Origin of the sequence: Demetria terragena DSM 11295, assembly GCF_000376825.1 — a bacterium.
Classification (GTDB): domain Bacteria; phylum Actinomycetota; class Actinomycetes; order Actinomycetales; family Dermatophilaceae; genus Demetria; species Demetria terragena.
Genome location: NZ_AQXW01000004.1, coordinates 2,473,676 through 2,491,246 on the forward strand (window position 1 = coordinate 2,473,676; position 17,571 = coordinate 2,491,246).

13 protein-coding genes are annotated in these 17,571 nt (G+C 64.6%); 7 read left to right on the forward strand and 6 right to left on the reverse strand.

The features are described from left to right. The first annotated feature begins 660 nt into the window (after positions 1-660). Positions 661-1,137 (forward strand): hypothetical protein, encoded by a 477-nt coding sequence (locus F562_RS0116210; protein WP_018158022.1) that lies wholly within the window; start codon positions 661-663, stop codon positions 1,135-1,137. Here F562_RS0116210 and F562_RS0116215 read toward each other — a convergent pair. The 3 genes from F562_RS0116215 to F562_RS19655 form a co-directional block, all read right to left on the reverse strand. Continuing rightward, positions 1,111-1,629 (reverse strand): hypothetical protein, encoded by a 519-nt coding sequence (locus F562_RS0116215; RefSeq protein WP_018158023.1) that lies wholly within the window; start codon positions 1,627-1,629, stop codon positions 1,111-1,113. The genes F562_RS0116210 and F562_RS0116215 overlap by 27 nt on opposite strands. Positions 1,630-1,633: 4 nt before the next feature. After that, positions 1,634-2,875 carry an MFS transporter gene (locus F562_RS0116220; protein WP_018158024.1) on the reverse strand — a complete coding sequence of 414 codons (1,242 nt, stop codon included), beginning with the start codon at positions 2,873-2,875 and terminating at the stop codon, positions 1,634-1,636. Between the two features lie 77 nt (positions 2,876-2,952). Next, positions 2,953-3,684 (reverse strand): DUF305 domain-containing protein, encoded by a 732-nt coding sequence (locus F562_RS19655; RefSeq protein ID WP_040385377.1) that lies wholly within the window; start codon positions 3,682-3,684, stop codon positions 2,953-2,955. Positions 3,685-3,814: 130 nt separating this feature from the next. On the opposite strand from F562_RS19655, the gene F562_RS0116230 reads away from it, so the two are divergent. The 4 genes from F562_RS0116230 to F562_RS19660 all read left to right on the forward strand — a co-directional run bounded on the left by F562_RS0116230 (position 3,815) and on the right by F562_RS19660 (position 11,415). Then, the gene (locus tag F562_RS0116230) at positions 3,815-5,296 is read left to right on the forward strand and encodes an LVIVD repeat-containing protein (protein ID WP_018158026.1); all 1,482 of its coding nucleotides are present in this window, start codon (positions 3,815-3,817) and stop codon (positions 5,294-5,296) included. A gap of 290 nt (positions 5,297-5,586) precedes the next feature. After that, complete coding sequence (locus F562_RS0116235) at positions 5,587-6,621, forward strand: polysaccharide deacetylase family protein (RefSeq protein ID WP_245553670.1); 1,035 nt, start codon at positions 5,587-5,589, stop codon at positions 6,619-6,621. Positions 6,622-6,630: 9 nt separating this feature from the next. Then, positions 6,631-8,382 carry an alpha-amylase family glycosyl hydrolase gene (locus tag F562_RS0116240; protein WP_026181341.1) on the forward strand — a complete coding sequence of 584 codons (1,752 nt, stop codon included), beginning with the start codon at positions 6,631-6,633 and terminating at the stop codon, positions 8,380-8,382. 60 nt (positions 8,383-8,442) lie between these two features. After that, entirely contained in the window at positions 8,443-11,415 is a 2,973-nt protein-coding gene (locus F562_RS19660; protein ID WP_156822693.1) for an AfsR/SARP family transcriptional regulator, read from the forward strand. Positions 11,416-11,451: 36 nt separating this feature from the next. Here the strand turns inward: F562_RS19660 and F562_RS0116250 are convergent, their stop codons facing one another. The 3 genes from F562_RS0116250 to F562_RS0116260 form a co-directional block, all read right to left on the reverse strand. Further along, the gene (locus F562_RS0116250; RefSeq protein WP_018158030.1) at positions 11,452-12,315 is read right to left on the reverse strand and encodes a phage tail tip lysozyme; all 864 of its coding nucleotides are present in this window, start codon (positions 12,313-12,315) and stop codon (positions 11,452-11,454) included. 23 nt (positions 12,316-12,338) lie between these two features. After that, entirely contained in the window at positions 12,339-13,169 is an 831-nt protein-coding gene (locus F562_RS0116255) for a hypothetical protein (RefSeq protein ID WP_040386125.1), read from the reverse strand. Between the two features lie 93 nt (positions 13,170-13,262). Then, positions 13,263-13,874, reverse strand: a complete 612-nt coding sequence (locus tag F562_RS0116260) for a hypothetical protein (protein ID WP_018158032.1) — start codon at positions 13,872-13,874, stop codon at positions 13,263-13,265. A gap of 88 nt (positions 13,875-13,962) precedes the next feature. On the opposite strand from F562_RS0116260, the gene F562_RS19665 reads away from it, so the two are divergent. Both F562_RS19665 and F562_RS19670 read left to right on the forward strand, forming a co-directional pair. Continuing rightward, entirely contained in the window at positions 13,963-15,765 is a 1,803-nt protein-coding gene (locus F562_RS19665) for an ATP-binding cassette domain-containing protein (RefSeq protein ID WP_156822694.1), read from the forward strand. Beyond that, entirely contained in the window at positions 15,762-17,564 is a 1,803-nt protein-coding gene (locus F562_RS19670; protein WP_018158034.1) for an ABC transporter ATP-binding protein, read from the forward strand. Before F562_RS19665 ends, F562_RS19670 begins: the two co-directional genes overlap by 4 nt. Positions 17,565-17,571 lie beyond the last annotated feature (7 nt).

Genomic DNA, 17,571 nt, shown 5'->3' on the forward strand with positions numbered 1-17,571 from the left:
GCCGTCGAGCCTCCCACGTCGGTCGAGCGTTGAAACGTCGGTCGAGCGTTGAAACGTCGGTCGAGCGTTGAAACGCCGGTCGAGCGTTGAAACGCCGGTCGAGCTTGTCGAGACCCCATACCCCCGCGCTCCGCCGGGAATACGAGCGCGACGCAACCATCCGCCCTCCTCGGCTAGCGCCTCGGCGGGCTCCCGCCAGACCCAGCCAGCGCCGCGCTCGTCCTCCCGCCTCCGCGCTCGTGCGCCCCCAACGCCGGTCGAGCAGGTGGGAACGCAGTGATCCACCGTGTCGAGACCACTCACCGGGGGTCTCGACACGGCTCGCGCTAGGGCGCTCGCCTGCTCGACCGGCGTTGGGTGGGTCTCGACACGGCTCGCGCTAGGGCGCTCGCCTGCTCGACCGGCGTTGGGTGGGTCTCGACACGGCTCGCGCTAGGGCGCTCGCCTGCTCGACCGGCGTTGGGTGGGTCTCGACACGGCTCGACCGGCGTGAGTTGGCGCTCGCCTGCTCGACCGGCGTTGGGGGTCTCGACACGGCTCGCGCTAGGGCGCTCGCCTGCTCGACCAGCGTTGGGTTGGTCTCGACGCGGCTCGACCGGCGGGGGTTGGTCTCGACCAGCGGGGAGAGGGCGACACTCGACGCGGCTAGAGTCGGGCAGCATGCGAACCTGGTTGGCACCTCTCGTGATGGTGCTCGTGCTGCTGTGGGTGTGGTGGATGCGCCGGCAGTTGCGCACTGCCTACCTCGGTCGGCTCGTGGCCGCAGCCCGTGGACGCGAGGGGCGGGCGCGACGAATCACCACCCTTTGGCAACTTTCGGTCGCCGGAGTGGGTGCGGTCCTCATCGTCTTGGCCGGGCTTGCTGAGTGGGTTTGGGAAATGCCCGTATTGCGAATTGTGCTGGCGCTGTTCGTGATTGCGGTCGTAGTTCCGTTGGGGAGCATCGTCGCTGGGCGCGACGACTCACAGGGGCGACAGCGCAAGGTGCGCGTACGCCGCAGTGCCCAAGAGCGTCTAGCCGAGGTTGGAGCGAGTCGCGAGGTCGCGCTCGCCGTGGTGCACGCGAGTCGGCCGTTTGCCTACGTCAGTTTTGTCATGGGCATGGTCGCCTCAGTGGTGCTGGTCTGGCACGACTGAGCGCTTGGCCGGCTTCTGTTCGGCTTCCTGAAGCTCGGCGACCTTGCGCTCGGCGGCCTTGGTGATGCGGTCGGTGACTGCTCCGATGACCACCACGACACCGGCGGCGCCAAGGGCCATGACAAGCCGCGGCCGACCGACTCCGCGGCGGGTCAAGGACTTCTCGACCCGGCGGTCGAGTTTGAGGGCCGGCTTTGAGGTGAGGAGAGTCGCGCTGCTGGCCACCGAGGCCAGCAGGAGTGCGGTGTCACCCAACGAATCGGACTTGGCCCCCGCGCGGTGCGCCAGCGGGGCTGGTTGCTTGCCGCTCGCGGGCGTCCGGCTGGAGCCCACCAACATGGCGGCGGCGGAGCCGCCGGTGTTGGTGGCGAGCAGCACCCGGCGCAGCGTACGGGGCACCCTGGCCGGCTTGAGATAGACGACCGCGCCCGCGATGGCGGCGGACGACAGGTGTTGAACGATCGGGGAACTCAACAGATTGCGGCTCGTCATGTGATCACTCTACGAGCGCGCTGTCCGGTGCTGCGCTCGCCGTCGCGGGCGGCTCGCGTAGTGCGTGCCGCCAGATCAGAACGGTGCCGAGCATGAGAACTCCGGCGCCCACCGTGACAGCAAAGGCAGGGGTATGCCCGCCCCAGTCCGCGAGCCGCCCGGCCAGCGCGGCGCCGACGGCGTAGCCCAACCCGGTAGCCCCCGCGAGCAAGGTCATTGCCGCGCCGGTACGCCCCATCGGCGTCAGTTTCTCTGCCAGCGTGAAGGTCGTGATCATGTATGGCGCAACGGTCAGTCCAAGGATGAAAAGGACCGGCGCGAGGGCGGCGAGCGACCCGACCGCCAGCAAGGGCAGCGAGAGTAAAAGGAAGGCCAGCGCGAACCATCGGAGTCGGGAGGCGAGCGACCAGCGCGTCGGCAGGTAGGCCAGCGAGAGACCAGCGATGACACTGCCGACCCCGAGGAGTGCGTGAAACAAACCGGTCAGGCCCGGTTGCCCGACGGCGGTCGCCAGCACGTTCGTCCCGTTCTGAATTGATCCGAAAACCGAGCCAATCGCGAACTGCGCAAAGCTTAGCGTGATGATCGCGGGGGTCCACAGCGACGCGGTGCTGGCGGTGCTGCGTTCCCGCGCCGCGAAGGCCGTACGCGCGGTCGGGTGTAGCGCGAACCAACTGCCGAACACGGCCAGCAGCACGCCGGCGGCGCATACGCTGACGGTCGAGTTGGCCGTAGCGGCGATGACGCCGACGATTGCTGGGCCGAGGACGAAGCTGGCCTCGTCGGCGGCCCCTTCATAGGAGAACGCGACATCCATCAAGGTGTCCGACTCGCCCACTCCGGAGGTCACGGGCCGCCAGCGCGCGCGAGCCAGCGGCCCGACCTGGGGGATGAAGAGTCCGGCGCCCGCGGCGACTGCGGCAGCCCATCCCCACGCGAGGTCGGTATGGACGATGAAAACGACAGCGAGCAGTCCGGACCCGGCAATCAGTGACTGAACGAGCACGACGGTGCGTTGCCCGAGGCGGTCGGCCAGATTCCCCCAGAACATCGCACCGATGGCGTTCGCAATGGCGAGCGCGCCAGCAGTGGCACCACCTGCTCCGTAACTGCCGGTGTCCTCAGCGACGAGCAACAGCACGCCCAATTGGCTCATCGCGAGCGGGATTCGGGCCAGGAAGGCCACGAAAATGTACGCAGGGCCCGTGAGGCCGAACAAAGCGCGGTAACGACGCAGGGGGGACATGCACACTCCGGGCAGGAAACAGCGGTGGCGTGTCCACCCACCTCCAGGAGACGCCGAAGCCCTTTGCGTGCTCCAGTCTACGGCGTGCTGACCGGCGCGCCACCGAGCCGCTTGCGCATGGCCGCCATGCTCTTGATCTGTGCTGTCTGTCCAGCCCCAATGTCGTTGGCGAGCCTGCCGGTCTCGATGTCTGTGCCGCCCGCCTTGTATCGGTCGTCGATCATGGTCAGCGCGCCACCGTGATGGGTGATCATCAGACCGAGGAAGGTGATGTCCTTTTGTTTGCCCTTGGCCTTGCTGAGCTTTTTCAACTCGGCGGCGGATGCCATGCCGGGCATGTCGGAATGGTCGGTCTTTCCGGTGGCGGAGTGCGTGCCGCCGTGGTCGTGGCCGGAAGATTTCGAGCCTGCGTTGTCTTTGAGCCACTTTTTCATATAGGTGATCTCGGGTGTTTGCTCTGCCTTGATCCGCGAGGCCATTCGCTTCACCTCGGGGTCGGTGAGTTTTCCGTCCACCATGTTGACCATCACGACAGCCTGGGCATGGTGATGAATCATGTCGCTCATGAAGGTCACGTCGGCCTGAGTCGCCGGCGTGGAACTCGGCGACAACGCCGGTCCCGTCAGCGTCTTGTTGGGCTCGCCGGGGCGGCCGGGCTGCAAGACCGGAACAGAGTCGGTCGGTGCCGGTGTTCCAGTCGCCCCGCTGCGGTCGGCGCTGGAGTCGTCAGAGCAGCCGGTCAGGAGTGCGCCGCTGAGGGCCAGGATCGTGCAGAGGGCTGGCATACGGAATCGGGAAGACGCGGGCATAGGACGCATCATGACATTGCCCAAAACCTGATGGGTGCAAACGCCCACGTTACTGATCAGTCTGCGCCACACTGAGCAGGCTAAGGGAGAAAGCCCCGGAAACACCGGGCACTGCAATGGAGGTCCGACGATGGGTTCGAGGCGGTCGCGCTCGAAGGTAGCGCTGCTCACCACGGGGTTACTGACCACCACGATGGGCGTGGGCGTGGGCAGTGCACTCGCCGATCCCGGTGATGGCTCGGGTGCTGTAGGAAACGACAAAGTAGTCAATCGAGGTCTGGCCAAGACGCCGAGCAGTAACAAGTCGGAGATCGGTCGCTCTGGTACGGACCTGGGCCCCGGCGAGATCGGCCGAAGCAAAAACATGAAGCACTTGGCCAACGTGCGACCAGACGGTCCGCTGGCCACCGACACTGGAACTGACATTGCGTTCCAGGACGACAAGGCCTTCGTTGGCAACTACTCAGGCTTCTCGATCTGGGACATCAAAACCCCGAGTAAGCCCCGCAAGATTGCGCAGGTCTCCTGCCCCGGATCGCAAAATGACATCTCAGTGTCAGGCGACCGCCTTTACCTCTCCACGGACGTGGCGCGTAGCGACGACTCGTGTGCATCCACGGGCGGTTCCGGCACCGATAAGGCGAGTTGGGAGGGAATCAAAATCTTCGATATCAGCGACCTGAAGAAGCCGCGCTACGTTCAGGCTGTTGAGACGGCGTGTGGTTCCCACACCCACACCCTCGTTCCTGGCGGCAAGTCGAAGGAGTACCTCTACGTCTCGAGTTATAGCCCGTCTAAGTCGTTGCCCGACTGCCAGCCGCCGCACGACTCCATCTCGATCATTGAGGTGCCCAAGAAGCGGCCTGCGGCAGCGAAGGTCGTCGCCGAGCCCAACCTGTTCCCCGATGGCGGGACAGAGAGTCCTGACCTGCTCGCGGGTGGCACCAGCGGCTGCCACGACATCACGGTCTACCCGGCGAAAAACCTGGCGGCCGGGGCATGCATGGGCGACGGCATCATCATGAGCATCGCCGACCCGAAGAACCCGAAGGTGATTGAGCGGGTCTCTGACCGCAACTTCGATTTCTGGCACTCGGCCACGTTCACCAATGACGGAAGCAAGGTGCTGTTCACCGACGAGTTGGGTGGCGGTAACACCGCGACCTGCGATGAGACGACCGCGCCGTTCCGTGGCGCCAACGCCATCTATAACCTCAACGGCCGAAACAAGTTGAAGTTCCAGTCGTACTTCAAGATTGACCGCCACCAGCACCCATCAGAGAACTGTGTGTCGCACAACGGGTCGCTGATTCCGGTCAAGGGCAAGAACATCATGGTTCAGTCCTGGTACATGGGCGGCACCAATGTGTGGGACTTCACCAACCCGACCAAGCCTCGGGAAATCGGCTACTTCGAGCGTGGCCCGGAGAAGGTCAAGGGTGACGGCGGCGGAACCTGGTCGTCCTACTACTACAACGGGCACATCTACTCTTCTGACCTGGGCATGGGCCTCGATGTCTTGAAGATCACCGGCAAGGATTTCAAGAGCGCCGCGAAGGTGAAGATGGGCGAGTTCAACCCGCAGTCTCAGCCGTTCATTCAGAACCGGTAAGCACGCGAGTTCACCGAAGTGGCCCGTAGGGGATCCCTACGGGCCACTTCACGTGTGTGGGGTTTTCCTCAGGCCCGCCGTGCGGCATCCTGAAAGACGACGGATGTGTTGAAGCGGTGGGTGGTGTGGCACAGATAAGTCGACGGACGGCAGTTGGTGGCGCACTAGCGGGGGCGATGGGTGCCGCGTCGGGTTGTGCGTTTGACGGGTCTGATGAGAAGTCATCGTCCTCGAGTACGTCGGCGAAGTCGTCGAAAACCCGGCATGCACGGCCCATCGGCGACGGGTCGATGTCCGATTCCGGCCCGCAACCGAAGCAGCGTCGCTGGCGCCGACTGAAGCCCGGTCAGGAGCCGCCGCAGTTCGTGGTGATCTCGTGGGACGGGGGCGGCGAGTCGAGCCTGAAGCTCAACAGCCATTTCCAGCGGGTAGCCCGTGAATGCGGTGCGTCGATGACGATCTTCCTCACGGGGATCTATTTCGTACCGGAAAGCAAGCGCACGATTTATCACCCCCCTGGTCGGGAGCCGGGAGAGTCCGATCTCGGTTTTTATCCGGAGCGATTCGTGCGGGACACGATCGAACAGACGGGAAAGGCGTGGTGGGGAGGCCACGAGATCGGTACGCACTTCAACGGTCACTTCTGCGGGCCCAAAGGTGTCTCGACCTGGACGCCGGAGCAGTGGAAGGACGAAATTTCCCAAGCCCACACGTTTGTGGCGTCCTGGAAGACCACGACCGGGTTCACCGACCTTCCCGCCCTACCCTTCGACTATCGGAAGGAACTGGTCGGCGGGCGCACCCCGTGCCTGGAGGGCACCGACAACCTGCGCAAGGCGGCTGCCGATCTCGGCTGGCGGTATGACTCCAGCGGCGCCCGCTACGCCACCTGGCCGCACAAAGTCGAGGGCCTGTGGGATCTGTCGATGCAGTCCGTGCCCTACCCCGGCTCACGATCGGGGATCGTCGCGATGGACTACAACTTCCTCTACCAACAATCCGCGGGCAAGGTCAACGGCGACCCGGGTCAGCGCACTCAATGGCTGCGGCAAACCGTCGACTCGTTGATGGCGGGCTTCCGGCAAGCACGCGACGGCAACCGGGCGCCGTTCGTCATCGGCAATCACTTCGAGCACTGGAACGGCGGGATCTATATGAAGGCGGTCGAAGAGGTGATGCGCAACCTGTCGGGAGAGCCCGATACTCACATGGTCTCCTTTCGGCAGTTATGCGATTGGTTGGACGCCCAGGATCCAGAGGTCTTGGGACGACTTCAGCGCTTGGGCAGCGCGCCGCAGAAGGGCTGGGCGAGGTACCTCGCCTAGGGTCGGGTCATGTCGGACAGGTATCAGATGGGCGCGACCGTCCATGACGGTGGAGTGTCATTTCGGGTGTGGGCGCCCTTCGCGCAGCAGGTTGCGGTCGTCGGTGACTTCAATGACTGGGATGCCAGCGCGCATCCACTGCAACGGACGCGCAACGGGCGATGGTCAGGCGAGGTGCCGGGCGCCGGCGTCGGGCAGGAATACCGCTTCCATCTCGTCGCCTCAGACGGCAGCGAGCTGTCGCGGATTGACCCGTACGCCCGCCAGGTCACCAACTCGGTCGGGAACGGCGTCATCTACGACCACGGTGATTTCGACTGGCAGGGCGATGACTATGGGTGCCCGCCCCGAGATGACCTGGTGATCTACGAACTGCACATCGGGTCCTTCTACGCCGAGGATCCCAGCCGTCCTGGCACCTTCGAGATGGCGTACAGCCGCCTCGACCACCTGGTGGCGCTCGGCATCAACGCGATCGAGATTATGCCGGTGATGGAGTTCGCGGGAGACCGCTCATGGGGGTATAACCCAGCGCACCCGTTTGCCGTGGAGTCGGTCTATGGCGGTCCGGACGCGCTGAAGACGCTGGTGCGGGAAGCGCACCGGCGTGGCCTGGCCGTGATTGTCGACGTCGTCTACAACCACTTTGGGCCCAGCGACCTCGATCTGTGGCAGTTCGACGGCTGGAGCGAAAACGGCAAGGGCGGAATCTACTTCTACAACGACGACCGGTCGCAGACCCCATGGGGTGACACCCGCCCCGATTACGGTCGGCCCGAGGTGCGGCAATACATCTATGACAACGCGGTGTCGTGGCTGCGCGACTTTCATGCCGACGGGTTGCGCTGGGATATGACGCCGTACGTCCGCAGTGTCGATGGCGGCGGGCAGAACCTCCCCGACGGCTGGTCCCTGATGCAGGAGGTCAACGAACACCTGAGCGCCGACTGGCCCGATGTGGTGCTCCTCGCCGAGGACATGCAGGGCAAGCCAGAGATCACCTCGGTGGCGAAGTTCCATGCGCAGTGGGATGGTGCGTTCGTGCACCCGGTTCGTGCGGCGATGATCGCGATGGATGACGGTTCGCGCTCGATGCCAGCGCTCGCGCAGGCGGTCGCCACGCGCTACAACGACGATGCCTTCCAGCGGGTGGTCTACACCGAATCGCACGACGAGGTGGCCAATGGTCGCGCTCGCCTCCCCGAGGAGATCGATGGCGAGAATCCGCGAGCGTGGCACGCCCGGAAGCGTTCGATGCTGGGCGCCGCGATCACCCTCACCAGTCCCGGGATCCCCATGCTCTTCCAGGGCCAGGAGTTCTTGGAGGACGAGTGGTTCCGTGACGATGTGCCGTTGGAATGGCACCTGTCTGAGGAGTTCCATGGTGTGGTGCGGGCGTACGCCGACCTGATCCAGTTGCGCCGCAACGTGTCTGGCGGGATCCCAGGTTTGCGCGGACAGCACGTCGGCGTCACTCACGTTGATGACCAGGCCAAGGTGCTCGCCTATGTGCGCAGCAGCGCGCCGAGCGCTGCGCCGGGTGATGCGCTGGTCGTCGTCAACGCTTCCCATCAGGAGTATCGGGACTATTACCTCGGGACATCCGTTCCGGGGCGGTGGGAACTGGTCTTCAACGGCGACGCGCGTGCGTACTCGGATGACTTTGGTGATGTCAGTTCCGGCGACCTGTATGCCGGCCCGGACGCCCGCGGTGCGATCACGATTGCGCCCTACACGGCGCAGGTTTTCCGCCTGGCTTAATCCGGGGCTGAAGTTCGCCGTCGCGTAACCCCGTCGAGTGGCACCAGACCAACTAGCGTCGTGATTCAACGGCATGTTCGGTGGATGGTGCGGGAGGGCACGGTGCTGCGGATCCGAGTTCTCGGAACGCTAGAGGTCTTTGACGGAGCGGGCTGGGCCACAGTCAGTGCGGGAAAGCCGCGTGCGCTGCTGGCGGTGTTGATCGCCCAGGCGCCAGGAACCGTGTCAGTCGACGCCCTGATCGACGAGGTCTGGGGCGAACGACCCCCGAAATCGGCGCAGACCCAGATCCACGGATATGTGATGCGGCTGCGGCGGCTACTCCACGATGAAGCTGGCGACTTCCTCGTCACCAGCCCGCCGGGGTATCGACTGGCCCTAGAGCCGGGGGATCTCGATTCTGACGAAGCCGAACGACGGCTTGCGCAGGCCAGCGAAGCGCAGCGAGCTGGGCATCCCGACCAGGCCGCGACGGCCGCCGAGGATGCGATTCGATGCTGGCGGGGCGAGGCCTTCGCCGACGTCGAACTCACGACGTTGATCGGTCCGCGTGCCGAACGGCTCCGTGAGTTGCGACTGACGGCCAGGGAGGAGTTGATCACGGCCGACCTGGCGCGGGCACATTTCGACTCGGCGATCAGCCACGCCCGCGAGCACCTCGCGCGACATCCGCTGCGCGAGAACGTTTGGCAGCAGTTGATGATCGCGCTGTGGTCGTCTGGTCGCCAGGCCGAAGCGTTGGCGGCGTATCGCCAATTGCGGGAGCAGTTAGCAGATGACCTCGGGGTGGATCCCTGCGTAGAGGCCCGGGACCTGCATGCGCGGATTCTGGCCGGCGAGCCGCCTCCAGTAGCCGAAGCACTGCGTGCGCCTGTCCCGGAATCTGCCGACGACGAGTCTGCGGTCGCTGTCCCGGGGCCTGTGGCTCAGTTGCCGGCGGATATTTCGGATTTCACCGGGCGGGATGCTGAGATCGAGCGGATCCTCGCGGCGGTCACCGCTGCGGGGGAAGACCAGCCACCGAGCTTGGTGGTGGTCCACGGTCCGCCGGGTGCGGGGAAATCCAGTGTCGCCCTACACGCGGCACGGCAACTGGGGGAGCGATTTCCCGACGGCCAGTTGTACCTCGATGCCGCGGGCACCTCGGAGTCAGCGAGAGAACCGAGGGACCTGGTAGCGGAGGCCCTGATGGCTCTCGGTATCAGTAGTCGGGACCTGCCCGAGGAGCTTGCTGCGCGTGCTGCGCTGCTTCGTTCGGTGCTCGCCGCTCGCCGAATCTTGATCCTGGTCGACGACGCTGGGTCCTCTGACCAAGTCCGCGCGCTGCTTCCACCCAATGCCCGCAGCGCGATCATCGTCAGCAGCAGACGGCTACTCACCGACCTTTCGGGAAGCGTCCATGTCGAACTTGGGCCGCTCGGTCCGCAGGAGGCATACGACCTGCTCGCCAGGATCGTCGGAACGGCCCGTGTAAGTGCGGAATCGGCTGTGGCACACCAGATCACGCGTGCCTGCGGGATGCTGCCCCTCTCGATTCGAATCGCTGGGGGAAAGTTGCTCGGCCGCCCCAGTTGGTCGCTGCAGGTGCTGCTGTCCAGGTTGGAGGACGAGGGTCGTCGGCTGAGCGAGCTGCGCCTCGGTGATCTGGATGTGCGTTCGAGCGTTGACCTTTCGCTGGGCTCCCTTGAGCCGGAGACGCGGCGGGCGTTCGGGCTGATGGGTCTACTTGGCGCCCAGGACCTACCGGGGTGGGTGGTCGGACCGCTCCTGGATCGACGGGATGCTGACGGCGTGCTGGACAGCCTGGTCGACGCCAGTCTGGTGGCGTTGTCGGGTTCCGGCACAGATGGACAACCGCGTTATCGCATCCATGACTTGCTCCGGGTGCAGGCCGTCGAAAGCTGTCAATCCATACCTGTCGAAGAGCAGCGCGCCGCCGTCGCCCGGGTCCTGGCATCGTGGCTTGATGTCGTCGAAAACGTCACACGGCGACTGCCGCCCAACCCGTTGCAGCCACCGCGCGGCGAGGCGCCACGTCGCCCGTTGCCTGACTACCAGACGCGGCCTGCACTCTCTGAACCATTCGCCTGGTTCGACGCGCAGCGGACCGCGCTGGTCGGCGCTGTGCGTCTTGCCGCCGAGTGGGAACTCCCGGCGTTGTGCTGGGAACTTGCCGCCGCACTCGGCCCCTACTTCGACGATCGTGCGAGATTCGATGATTGGCGACGTACGCACGAACTTGCGCTCACTCTGCCCGTGGGTGATCTGGGACAGGCGGTGCTCCTGCGTGGCTTGGCCCAGGTTCATGTCTATGGCAGCGACCTTGAGGGAGCCGAGGAACTGGCCAAGCGCTCGCTGAGCCTGTTTCGCCTGGTGGGTCACCAGCACGGGGAAGTGACGGCGCTGTCAGCGCTGGTGACCTGCGACAGGTTGTCGGAACGATGGGAATTGGCCCTCGAAAAGGTCCACCACGCACTCAAACTGGTGACGGCGCTGGAGAACAGAACGTTCGAGGCGCAGCTGAGATGCTCCGCTGGCATCATTCTGGTCGCGCAGCGACGGCCGCAGGAGGCGCACGTCTGGTTCCGCCAGTCGCTGCGCCTCGCCCGGGAAAGCGGCGACGCGCACCGCGAGGCTGTCGTGCTGCGCGAGCTCAGCCAGCTTCAGCTTCAGGTGGGTGACCCGCAAGCAGCGCTCGTCGGACTCCGTCGGGCTGAGGAGATTCTGGCCACTCTTCAGGACGAACGGTGCATCGCCTTCACGCTGACCCGGCGGGCAGAGCTGCACCGGGACGCCGGTGACTTTGATGCCGCTCGGACGGCGTGGTCCAAGGCAGCGGCCACCTTCCGAAACAACGGCACACTGGCCGATGAAGCCATGTGTTATCGCGCCCTGGCCGAGTTGGAGGTGCAGCGGGGCCATCCGGCCGACGCCGGTGAGTACCTGCACCGCGCGAAGACCTTGTGGAAGGCCGTTGGACACGACGACAAAGCCGACGCGTTGGAGTCCGTGCTCCTCGGACTGCCCGCCTAAGCCAGGCCCCGTCAGGCAGGCAGTCCGTGGCGCGGATCAGCCGTATTGGTTGAAGACCTGGTTGGCGTAGGAAACCCGAGTCTCGGTGTGGCAGGTGCCGCAGCCTTCGTACTTGTCCTGGAAGGCGATGGTGGCCGCTCGGACGGTCGTGGCCGCCTTCAGCGAAGACTTGCCGTAGTAGCTGAACGTGTTCAGTTCATAGGTGACGAACTTGAGTTGCAGGTTGAGTGACCAGCGGTCCTGGCCCTGCTGGCCGGCATACCAGACGACGTTGTCTTTAGAGTCCTTGTCCCAGCGACCGCCGACACTCCACTGTGCGATCCCGCGACCGAGGCCTGGGCTCTGAACTGCGTTGGGGTTGACGCTAATACCGGACTCCTGCATGAGGTTGCCCACGATGCCGGCCGCCTGCTGCTTGGTATAGCCGGCGTTAACGAAGAAGGTGAACGCTGCCTTCTGGTTGTTGCTGCCCTGGTTACCACCGCCGATGGAGTGGGAGGCGTTGTTGTTGTAGACCGCGCTGTTGAGTTGGGCCTTCTGGCCGGGTTCGATCTTCTGAAAGGCGCCACCGTAGTTGCTGTTGAAATAGACGAAGACCGCTTTGCTTGACCGGTTCCAGGCAGACGCGGCGTTGTTCTTGATGCACTGGCCCTTCCCGTTGCCCGGGCCCTTGAACTCATAGCAGTCGGGTTGCTTGGTTTCATAGTTGCCGACGGACTTGGTGAAGTCGGAGACCGAGCCCTTTTGGTCGGAGTTGAAGTAGTAGCAGAACTCGCCGGTGTCGCAGACACCGTTGCGGTCTGCGGCCTGGGCGGCGGGGATGGTGGTGACGACAATTCCGGCACTGAGGGTCGCGGCGGACGCCACGGCGTAAAGGGCACGTCGGTTGATGCGAGGCATGGTGATTCCTTGAAGGTAGTGAGTCAGGAAGTGCTGCGTAGGTGTTCTTCCCAGGTGCCTTTCGTGACCTGAGGTCCGTCGTCAGGGGCCTTGTTGGCGAGGCCATTTCGGCCGAGGTAGTAGTCGCCGACCTGGTTCTGTGCGGTGACGTGCAGATCGAGGTCGTTGATCGCGATGCCGTGGATGTGCAGCGGCCAATCCGCTTGGTCAGGAGTGCGCAGCCACGCTGCAAAACCGACTTGCCGCATGGCGCGGACGAGCCGGGTGGCCTCCTCGCCCGAGAGCTCTTCGGCGTCCAGGTCGACCGCGCCACCGCCGTCATGCGTACCGGCGGACGTCGGGTCGACGCCAGCGGAGTAGGAACCCTGCTCGACGGCAGGCGACACGTCCGCGAGGGTGAAGGCAGCCTTCAGCATCATCACGGTGCGTGAGTTGAAGGGGAAGCCTTGGAGTTTTGTGCGGTCGCCGACGGACACGGGGCGCGTGAGAGTGAACTGCCCCTTGCCAAGCGCTGTCAGTGAGGACTTGCCGGGGAGGCCGTTGGCTGCGAGTCCAGAATGCCCCAGCGAACGTTGCCAGGCGGCGTACGCATCCTTGGTGGCAGTGCCGAAGTGGCCATCGACATGCCGCTCGGCGAGGAGTGCCTTGGCGGCGAGGGCTCGCTCCACGAGCAGGACGCTGGCCTTGGCGCCCGCAGTGATGCCGGTGCCGGTTTTGACGGGGTCCAGTTGGGCAGCCAGGACGAGCAATTCCATGTTGACCGAGTCGGCACCGGAGGCCCGCGGAATCGCGGTGGCGGTGGCGGTAGCGGCTAGGCCGGTGGCGAGGACGGTGCGCCGGCTGGGGTGCGTCATGAGTGCTCCGTAGGTCACGGGATGGAATGACCTCACCGTGACGGCAGCCGCTACATCGGTGCTATGTCCTTGCTATATCGGTGTCGCGCATGCTCACTCTTGGCGCGGAACCATGGCGAGATTGACTATGAAGGGCCGGGTGCCCACAGTTGCCGGGTCACTGGCGTCAAGGAGCCGATCACGCAACTCGAACAGCTCCTCCTGGAACGCTTCTGCCTGGGCTCTCGTGAGGTGTACATCACCGAGCCCCCACTGCACTGCGAGGATCTTCTTGGCTACCTGTAAGTCGGAGATGCGGTCGACCGTGGCATTGCCGTTGATGCTGGGCGACACGGTCAGGTCATGCTGCTGAATCTCACCCGCCGCCGCCAGCGCGCTGGTCACCTCGGCGCTGATCTGGCTCATTGTCCGCTCAAAGTGATTCACCGGGACCAGGTGTGCGGGAACGCGAAAGTGACTCGCAATGGCTCGATAGTGCTTGATGGGTCGCCCCGCGCGCGGCACTTCGGTGGTGATCTCAAGCAGCCCGGCATCGTAGAGTCGGCGCACCCAGTAGTGCACCCGGCCGATGGGCTTGCGCATCTGGCCGGCAACCTCGCGAATGGACCGCTCCCGCTCTAGGAAAGGGCCAAGGTAGTGGGGGGCATCGCGATGAGTGAGCAGGCTCGCCATCGCCGGATCCGACACGACGAGCTCCCTGGCCATTCCTTCAGCCTAGGGCGGTAGGAGCGTTGGCGCACCTACTCAGAAATCTGGCTTGTTGTGAGAGTAGGGGCCTTCCTATCGTCGCGGCGTGCAGATCATCAGGGGGAACGCGCTTCGGCGCGAGAGGACCTTCTGGCGTCATATGTGGCGGGCCAGCAGGGCGGCAACCGTGAGCGCGCCGTTGCTCATCGTGCTTTCGGCGGGGGCATCGTGGCTCACGATGAATGCGACTGGCCGAGTGGTCACTGGGGCGATTGATCGTGATGATGCTGTCTGGCGCTGGTTGGTGCTTGCGTTCGTCGGCCTCGTTGGTCAACCGCTGGCGCTCGCTGCCGTGGATGCCGTGAGTGCCATGCACCAGGCCAGGATGACCGCTCAACGCCACCGGATGCTGGCCGAAGCCGCGCTGGCGCCTCATGGAGTTGGGCATCTCGAGGATCCAAAGACGGCTGGCGCCTATGCCGCGGTGTCCGAGCATGCACGAACTGCGCTGGGACTGAACGAGATTCCGGCAGTGTGGAAGGTGATCTCGACCCGGGCGTTGGGGCTTGCCGCACTCAGCGTGGTCTGGTCGTGGTCGTGGTGGGCTGCCCTACTTCTTGTGTTTCTCAATGGGCTAACTGGTGTTGCCTTCTCGCACTACCTCAGGACCGTACTGTCCGAGCTGTTTTCTGGACAGTCAATCGAACGGCGCCGCGCGCGTTATCTCCTCGGGTTGCTGGTCACGCGGCAGCCGGCCAAAGAAGTACGTCTGTTTGGTCTGACTCCACGCCTCGTGGACTCCTTCGCCCAGGTCATGCAACGAGCAATGACCACGACCGCAGCGCGTCGACGGGCCCACCTGCGGCCTAGCCTGGCTGCTGCTGCGCTGTTCGCCGTGGGTTTGAGTGTGGTCATGGGACTACTGGTCCGCGACGTGTGGGTGGGTGCGGTGGGCGCCGGGCTCATAGTGACGGTGGCCCAGGGGATCAAGAGCATGGCTGCACTCGGCCCACTGGGAGACAAGAGTGTGGATGCTGCACGTGCTCGCGCCACGGAAATGCGGCTGGATGACTTGATTTCCGCCAGGGCCGAACGCTTTTCCGACGTTGACGGATCCGATGCACAGCCACGCAGGGTGTCGACGCGGGGCGCTGCGGAGATTGAATTTCGAGATGTCTCTTTCACCTATCCGTCGCGGTCTAAGCCCACGTTGCGCGAGCTGAACCTGCACGTTCAAGCGGGCCAGTCCGTTGCGGTTGTCGGGGTCAACGGGGTGGGAAAGTCGACTCTCATCAAGTTGCTGTGCGGTCTGTATCCCCCCGATTCCGGCGAGGTTCGGGTGGACGGAGGCGACCCGGCGGTCGATGATGGCGTGCGTCGCCGTGTTGCGGTGATCTTCCAGGATTTCGTCCGCTATCAACTCTCGCTACGAGACAACATTGCGATGGCGGGGAAACACTCGGACGAAGAGGTGACGAACGCACTTGTCGACGCGGCCGGGACCGATGTCCTCACGCGCGTGGAGGGCGACCTGTCGGTGATGCTCGATCCCGGATATGTCGGTGGCACAGACCTATCCGGCGGTCAGTGGCAGCGAGTTGCGCTGGCCCGGGCGCTGGCAGCAGTGCGCCGCGGCGCTGGCGTCCTGGTGCTGGACGAACCAACCGCTGCACTCGACGTCCGAGCCGAAGCCGAGATTTTCGACCGTTTTCTCGACGTGACGCAAGGGGTGACCACGATCCTGGTGAGCCATCGCCTGTCGAGCGTGCGGCACGCGGAGCGCATTGTCGTGCTGGGGCCTGAAGGAGTGGTCGAGGACGGCACTCACGCAGAACTTTTGAGCGCGGGTGGCGAATATTCCGAAATGTTCAGGCTCCAGGCGTCGCGCTTTGAGGCGGCTGGGGGATGAGCACCACCCGTGAGGGATTCGCCTCTGCGGCCCTGATCGCGCGCGCTGTCTGGGCGCAAGGGAGCGGGCACGGCGCCCTTGCCTTGATGGAGATGACTGGCCGGGTCCTGGAGTATCTGCTGCCGCTGTTTGCCGGGCTCATCGTCAGCGGGGTGACAGATCGCAATCTGTCGCTAGCAGTCATAGGAGGTGTCGGCCTATCCCTCTCACAGGGCTTCACATTTGTTCTCACGCTCGTCGGTGTCGAGTCTCGGCTGGAGTTACAGGAGCGAGTCGGACATCACTTTGACCAGCGCACCGGAACACTCTCGGGCGAGTCGCCAACACTTGATCACCTCGAGCATCCTGGCCACCAGGACCAGATGCAGGCGCTCGGAGAGCGACTTGGCGTCCTTGGCAACGCGTACAACATGCTGGTCAATGTCCTGAACAATCTCGCGGGTCCGATTGTCACGCTGATCATCGCGGTGTACGTCGACTGGCGGCTTTTGCTCCTGATGCTGATCGCGCTCCCGACCATCTTTGTCACCCGCGCATCGATCCGATGGGAGGGCCAGGCGGAGCAGGTCGGAGCCGCCGCGGGACGACGTAGCGCCCACCTCATGAAGATCGCCATATCGCCAGTTCCTGCGTCCGAGCTCCGCGTGCTTGGTGCGCGCGCGTGGGCCACGAATCAGCTAGTGGCGCAGGTGGTTAAGTGGCGGCAGCCGCATATCGGTAGCGAAGTGCGCACCACCATCTGGTCAAGTGTGGTGTCGGTGGTCTACCTCGGCTGCGCGGCAGGCCTGCTGGTCTCGATGGTTCGGGACACTTTTGCCGGTCGTCTCGACCCCGGCAAACTCGTCACCAGCGTCCTGGTCATCACCCAGATCCAAGAAGCGGTACTACAACTTCAGTATGCGCTGCGTGGCCTGGCCGAGGCGCTGCGTGCCGTCGGGCGGTATCGCTGGTTAGAGCAATACACCAACGAGGTCGCGGCGTCGCACACCGGAACAGAAAGCGCGCCGAAACGTCTGAGCCAGGGAATTCGACTGGAAGGTGTGCGTTTTCGCTATCCCGGTGCAGAGCGAGATGCACTCGGTCCGGTCGACGTGGAGTTGCCGGCGGGTGCCGTCGTCGCGGTAGTGGGGGAGAACGGCGCTGGAAAGTCCACGTTGATCAAAGCTCTCACCGGGATGTACGACCTCGACGAAGGCCGGGTGCTGGTCGACGGCCAAGATCTGCGCGAGCTCGATCTAGCGCAATGGCGTTCTCGATGTTCCGGCGCGTTCCAAGATCATGCCCGGCTTGAGGTCACCGCCAGGGAAGCTGTCGCGCTGGGTGAGCCTGACATTCTGCGCGAGGCTACGACAGTCGATCAACGGGTGCACACAGCGCTCGAAAGCGCGTCGGCGAGCGACCTGATGACTTCTTTGCCCGACGGGCTCGACACGATGCTCGGCCCAAGTTGGCCCGGTGGTGTCGATCTGTCAGGTGGGCAATGGCAGCGGCTGGCCGTCGCGCGCGGGATGGTGCGTGAGAACCCGTTGCTCCTCGTGCTTGATGAGCCGACCTCCGCGCTTGACCCCGCTACCGAGCACGCGCTGTTTGAACGCTATGCCGCCGCCGCGCACTCAACAGGCCGACGCGGCGGAGTGACACTCCTGGTCACCCACCGGTTCTCGACGGTTGCCGCAGCCGATCTGGTCGTGGTGCTCGCTGAAGGCAAGGTTGTCGAGGTCGGAACCCACACCGAACTCTCCGCCGCTGGCGGTCGGTATGCCGAGTTGTATGCCTTGCAGGCCGCGGGGTACCGCTGACGCCAGG

What these genes read in the sequence shown, in the direction of transcription:
- F562_RS19655 (WP_040385377.1), bottom strand. Translation starts at nt 3,684, where the DNA reads ATGCCCGCGTCTTCCCGATTCCGTATGCCAGCCCTCTGCACGATCCTG.
- F562_RS0116210 (WP_018158022.1), top strand. Translation starts at nt 661, where the DNA reads ATGCGAACCTGGTTGGCACCTCTCGTGATGGTGCTCGTGCTGCTGTGG.
- F562_RS0116235 (WP_245553670.1), top strand. Translation starts at nt 5,587, where the DNA reads ATGTCCGATTCCGGCCCGCAACCGAAGCAGCGTCGCTGGCGCCGACTG.
- F562_RS19670 (WP_018158034.1), top strand. Translation starts at nt 15,762, where the DNA reads ATGAGCACCACCCGTGAGGGATTCGCCTCTGCGGCCCTGATCGCGCGC.
- F562_RS0116220 (WP_018158024.1), bottom strand. Translation starts at nt 2,875, where the DNA reads ATGTCCCCCCTGCGTCGTTACCGCGCTTTGTTCGGCCTCACGGGCCCT.
- F562_RS0116240 (WP_026181341.1), top strand. Translation starts at nt 6,631, where the DNA reads ATGTCGGACAGGTATCAGATGGGCGCGACCGTCCATGACGGTGGAGTG.
- F562_RS0116250 (WP_018158030.1), bottom strand. Translation starts at nt 12,315, where the DNA reads ATGCCTCGCATCAACCGACGTGCCCTTTACGCCGTGGCGTCCGCCGCG.
- F562_RS0116215 (WP_018158023.1), bottom strand. Translation starts at nt 1,629, where the DNA reads ATGACGAGCCGCAATCTGTTGAGTTCCCCGATCGTTCAACACCTGTCG.
- F562_RS0116260 (WP_018158032.1), bottom strand. Translation starts at nt 13,874, where the DNA reads ATGGCCAGGGAGCTCGTCGTGTCGGATCCGGCGATGGCGAGCCTGCTC.
- F562_RS0116230 (WP_018158026.1), top strand. Translation starts at nt 3,815, where the DNA reads ATGGGTTCGAGGCGGTCGCGCTCGAAGGTAGCGCTGCTCACCACGGGG.
- F562_RS0116255 (WP_040386125.1), bottom strand. Translation starts at nt 13,169, where the DNA reads ATGACGCACCCCAGCCGGCGCACCGTCCTCGCCACCGGCCTAGCCGCT.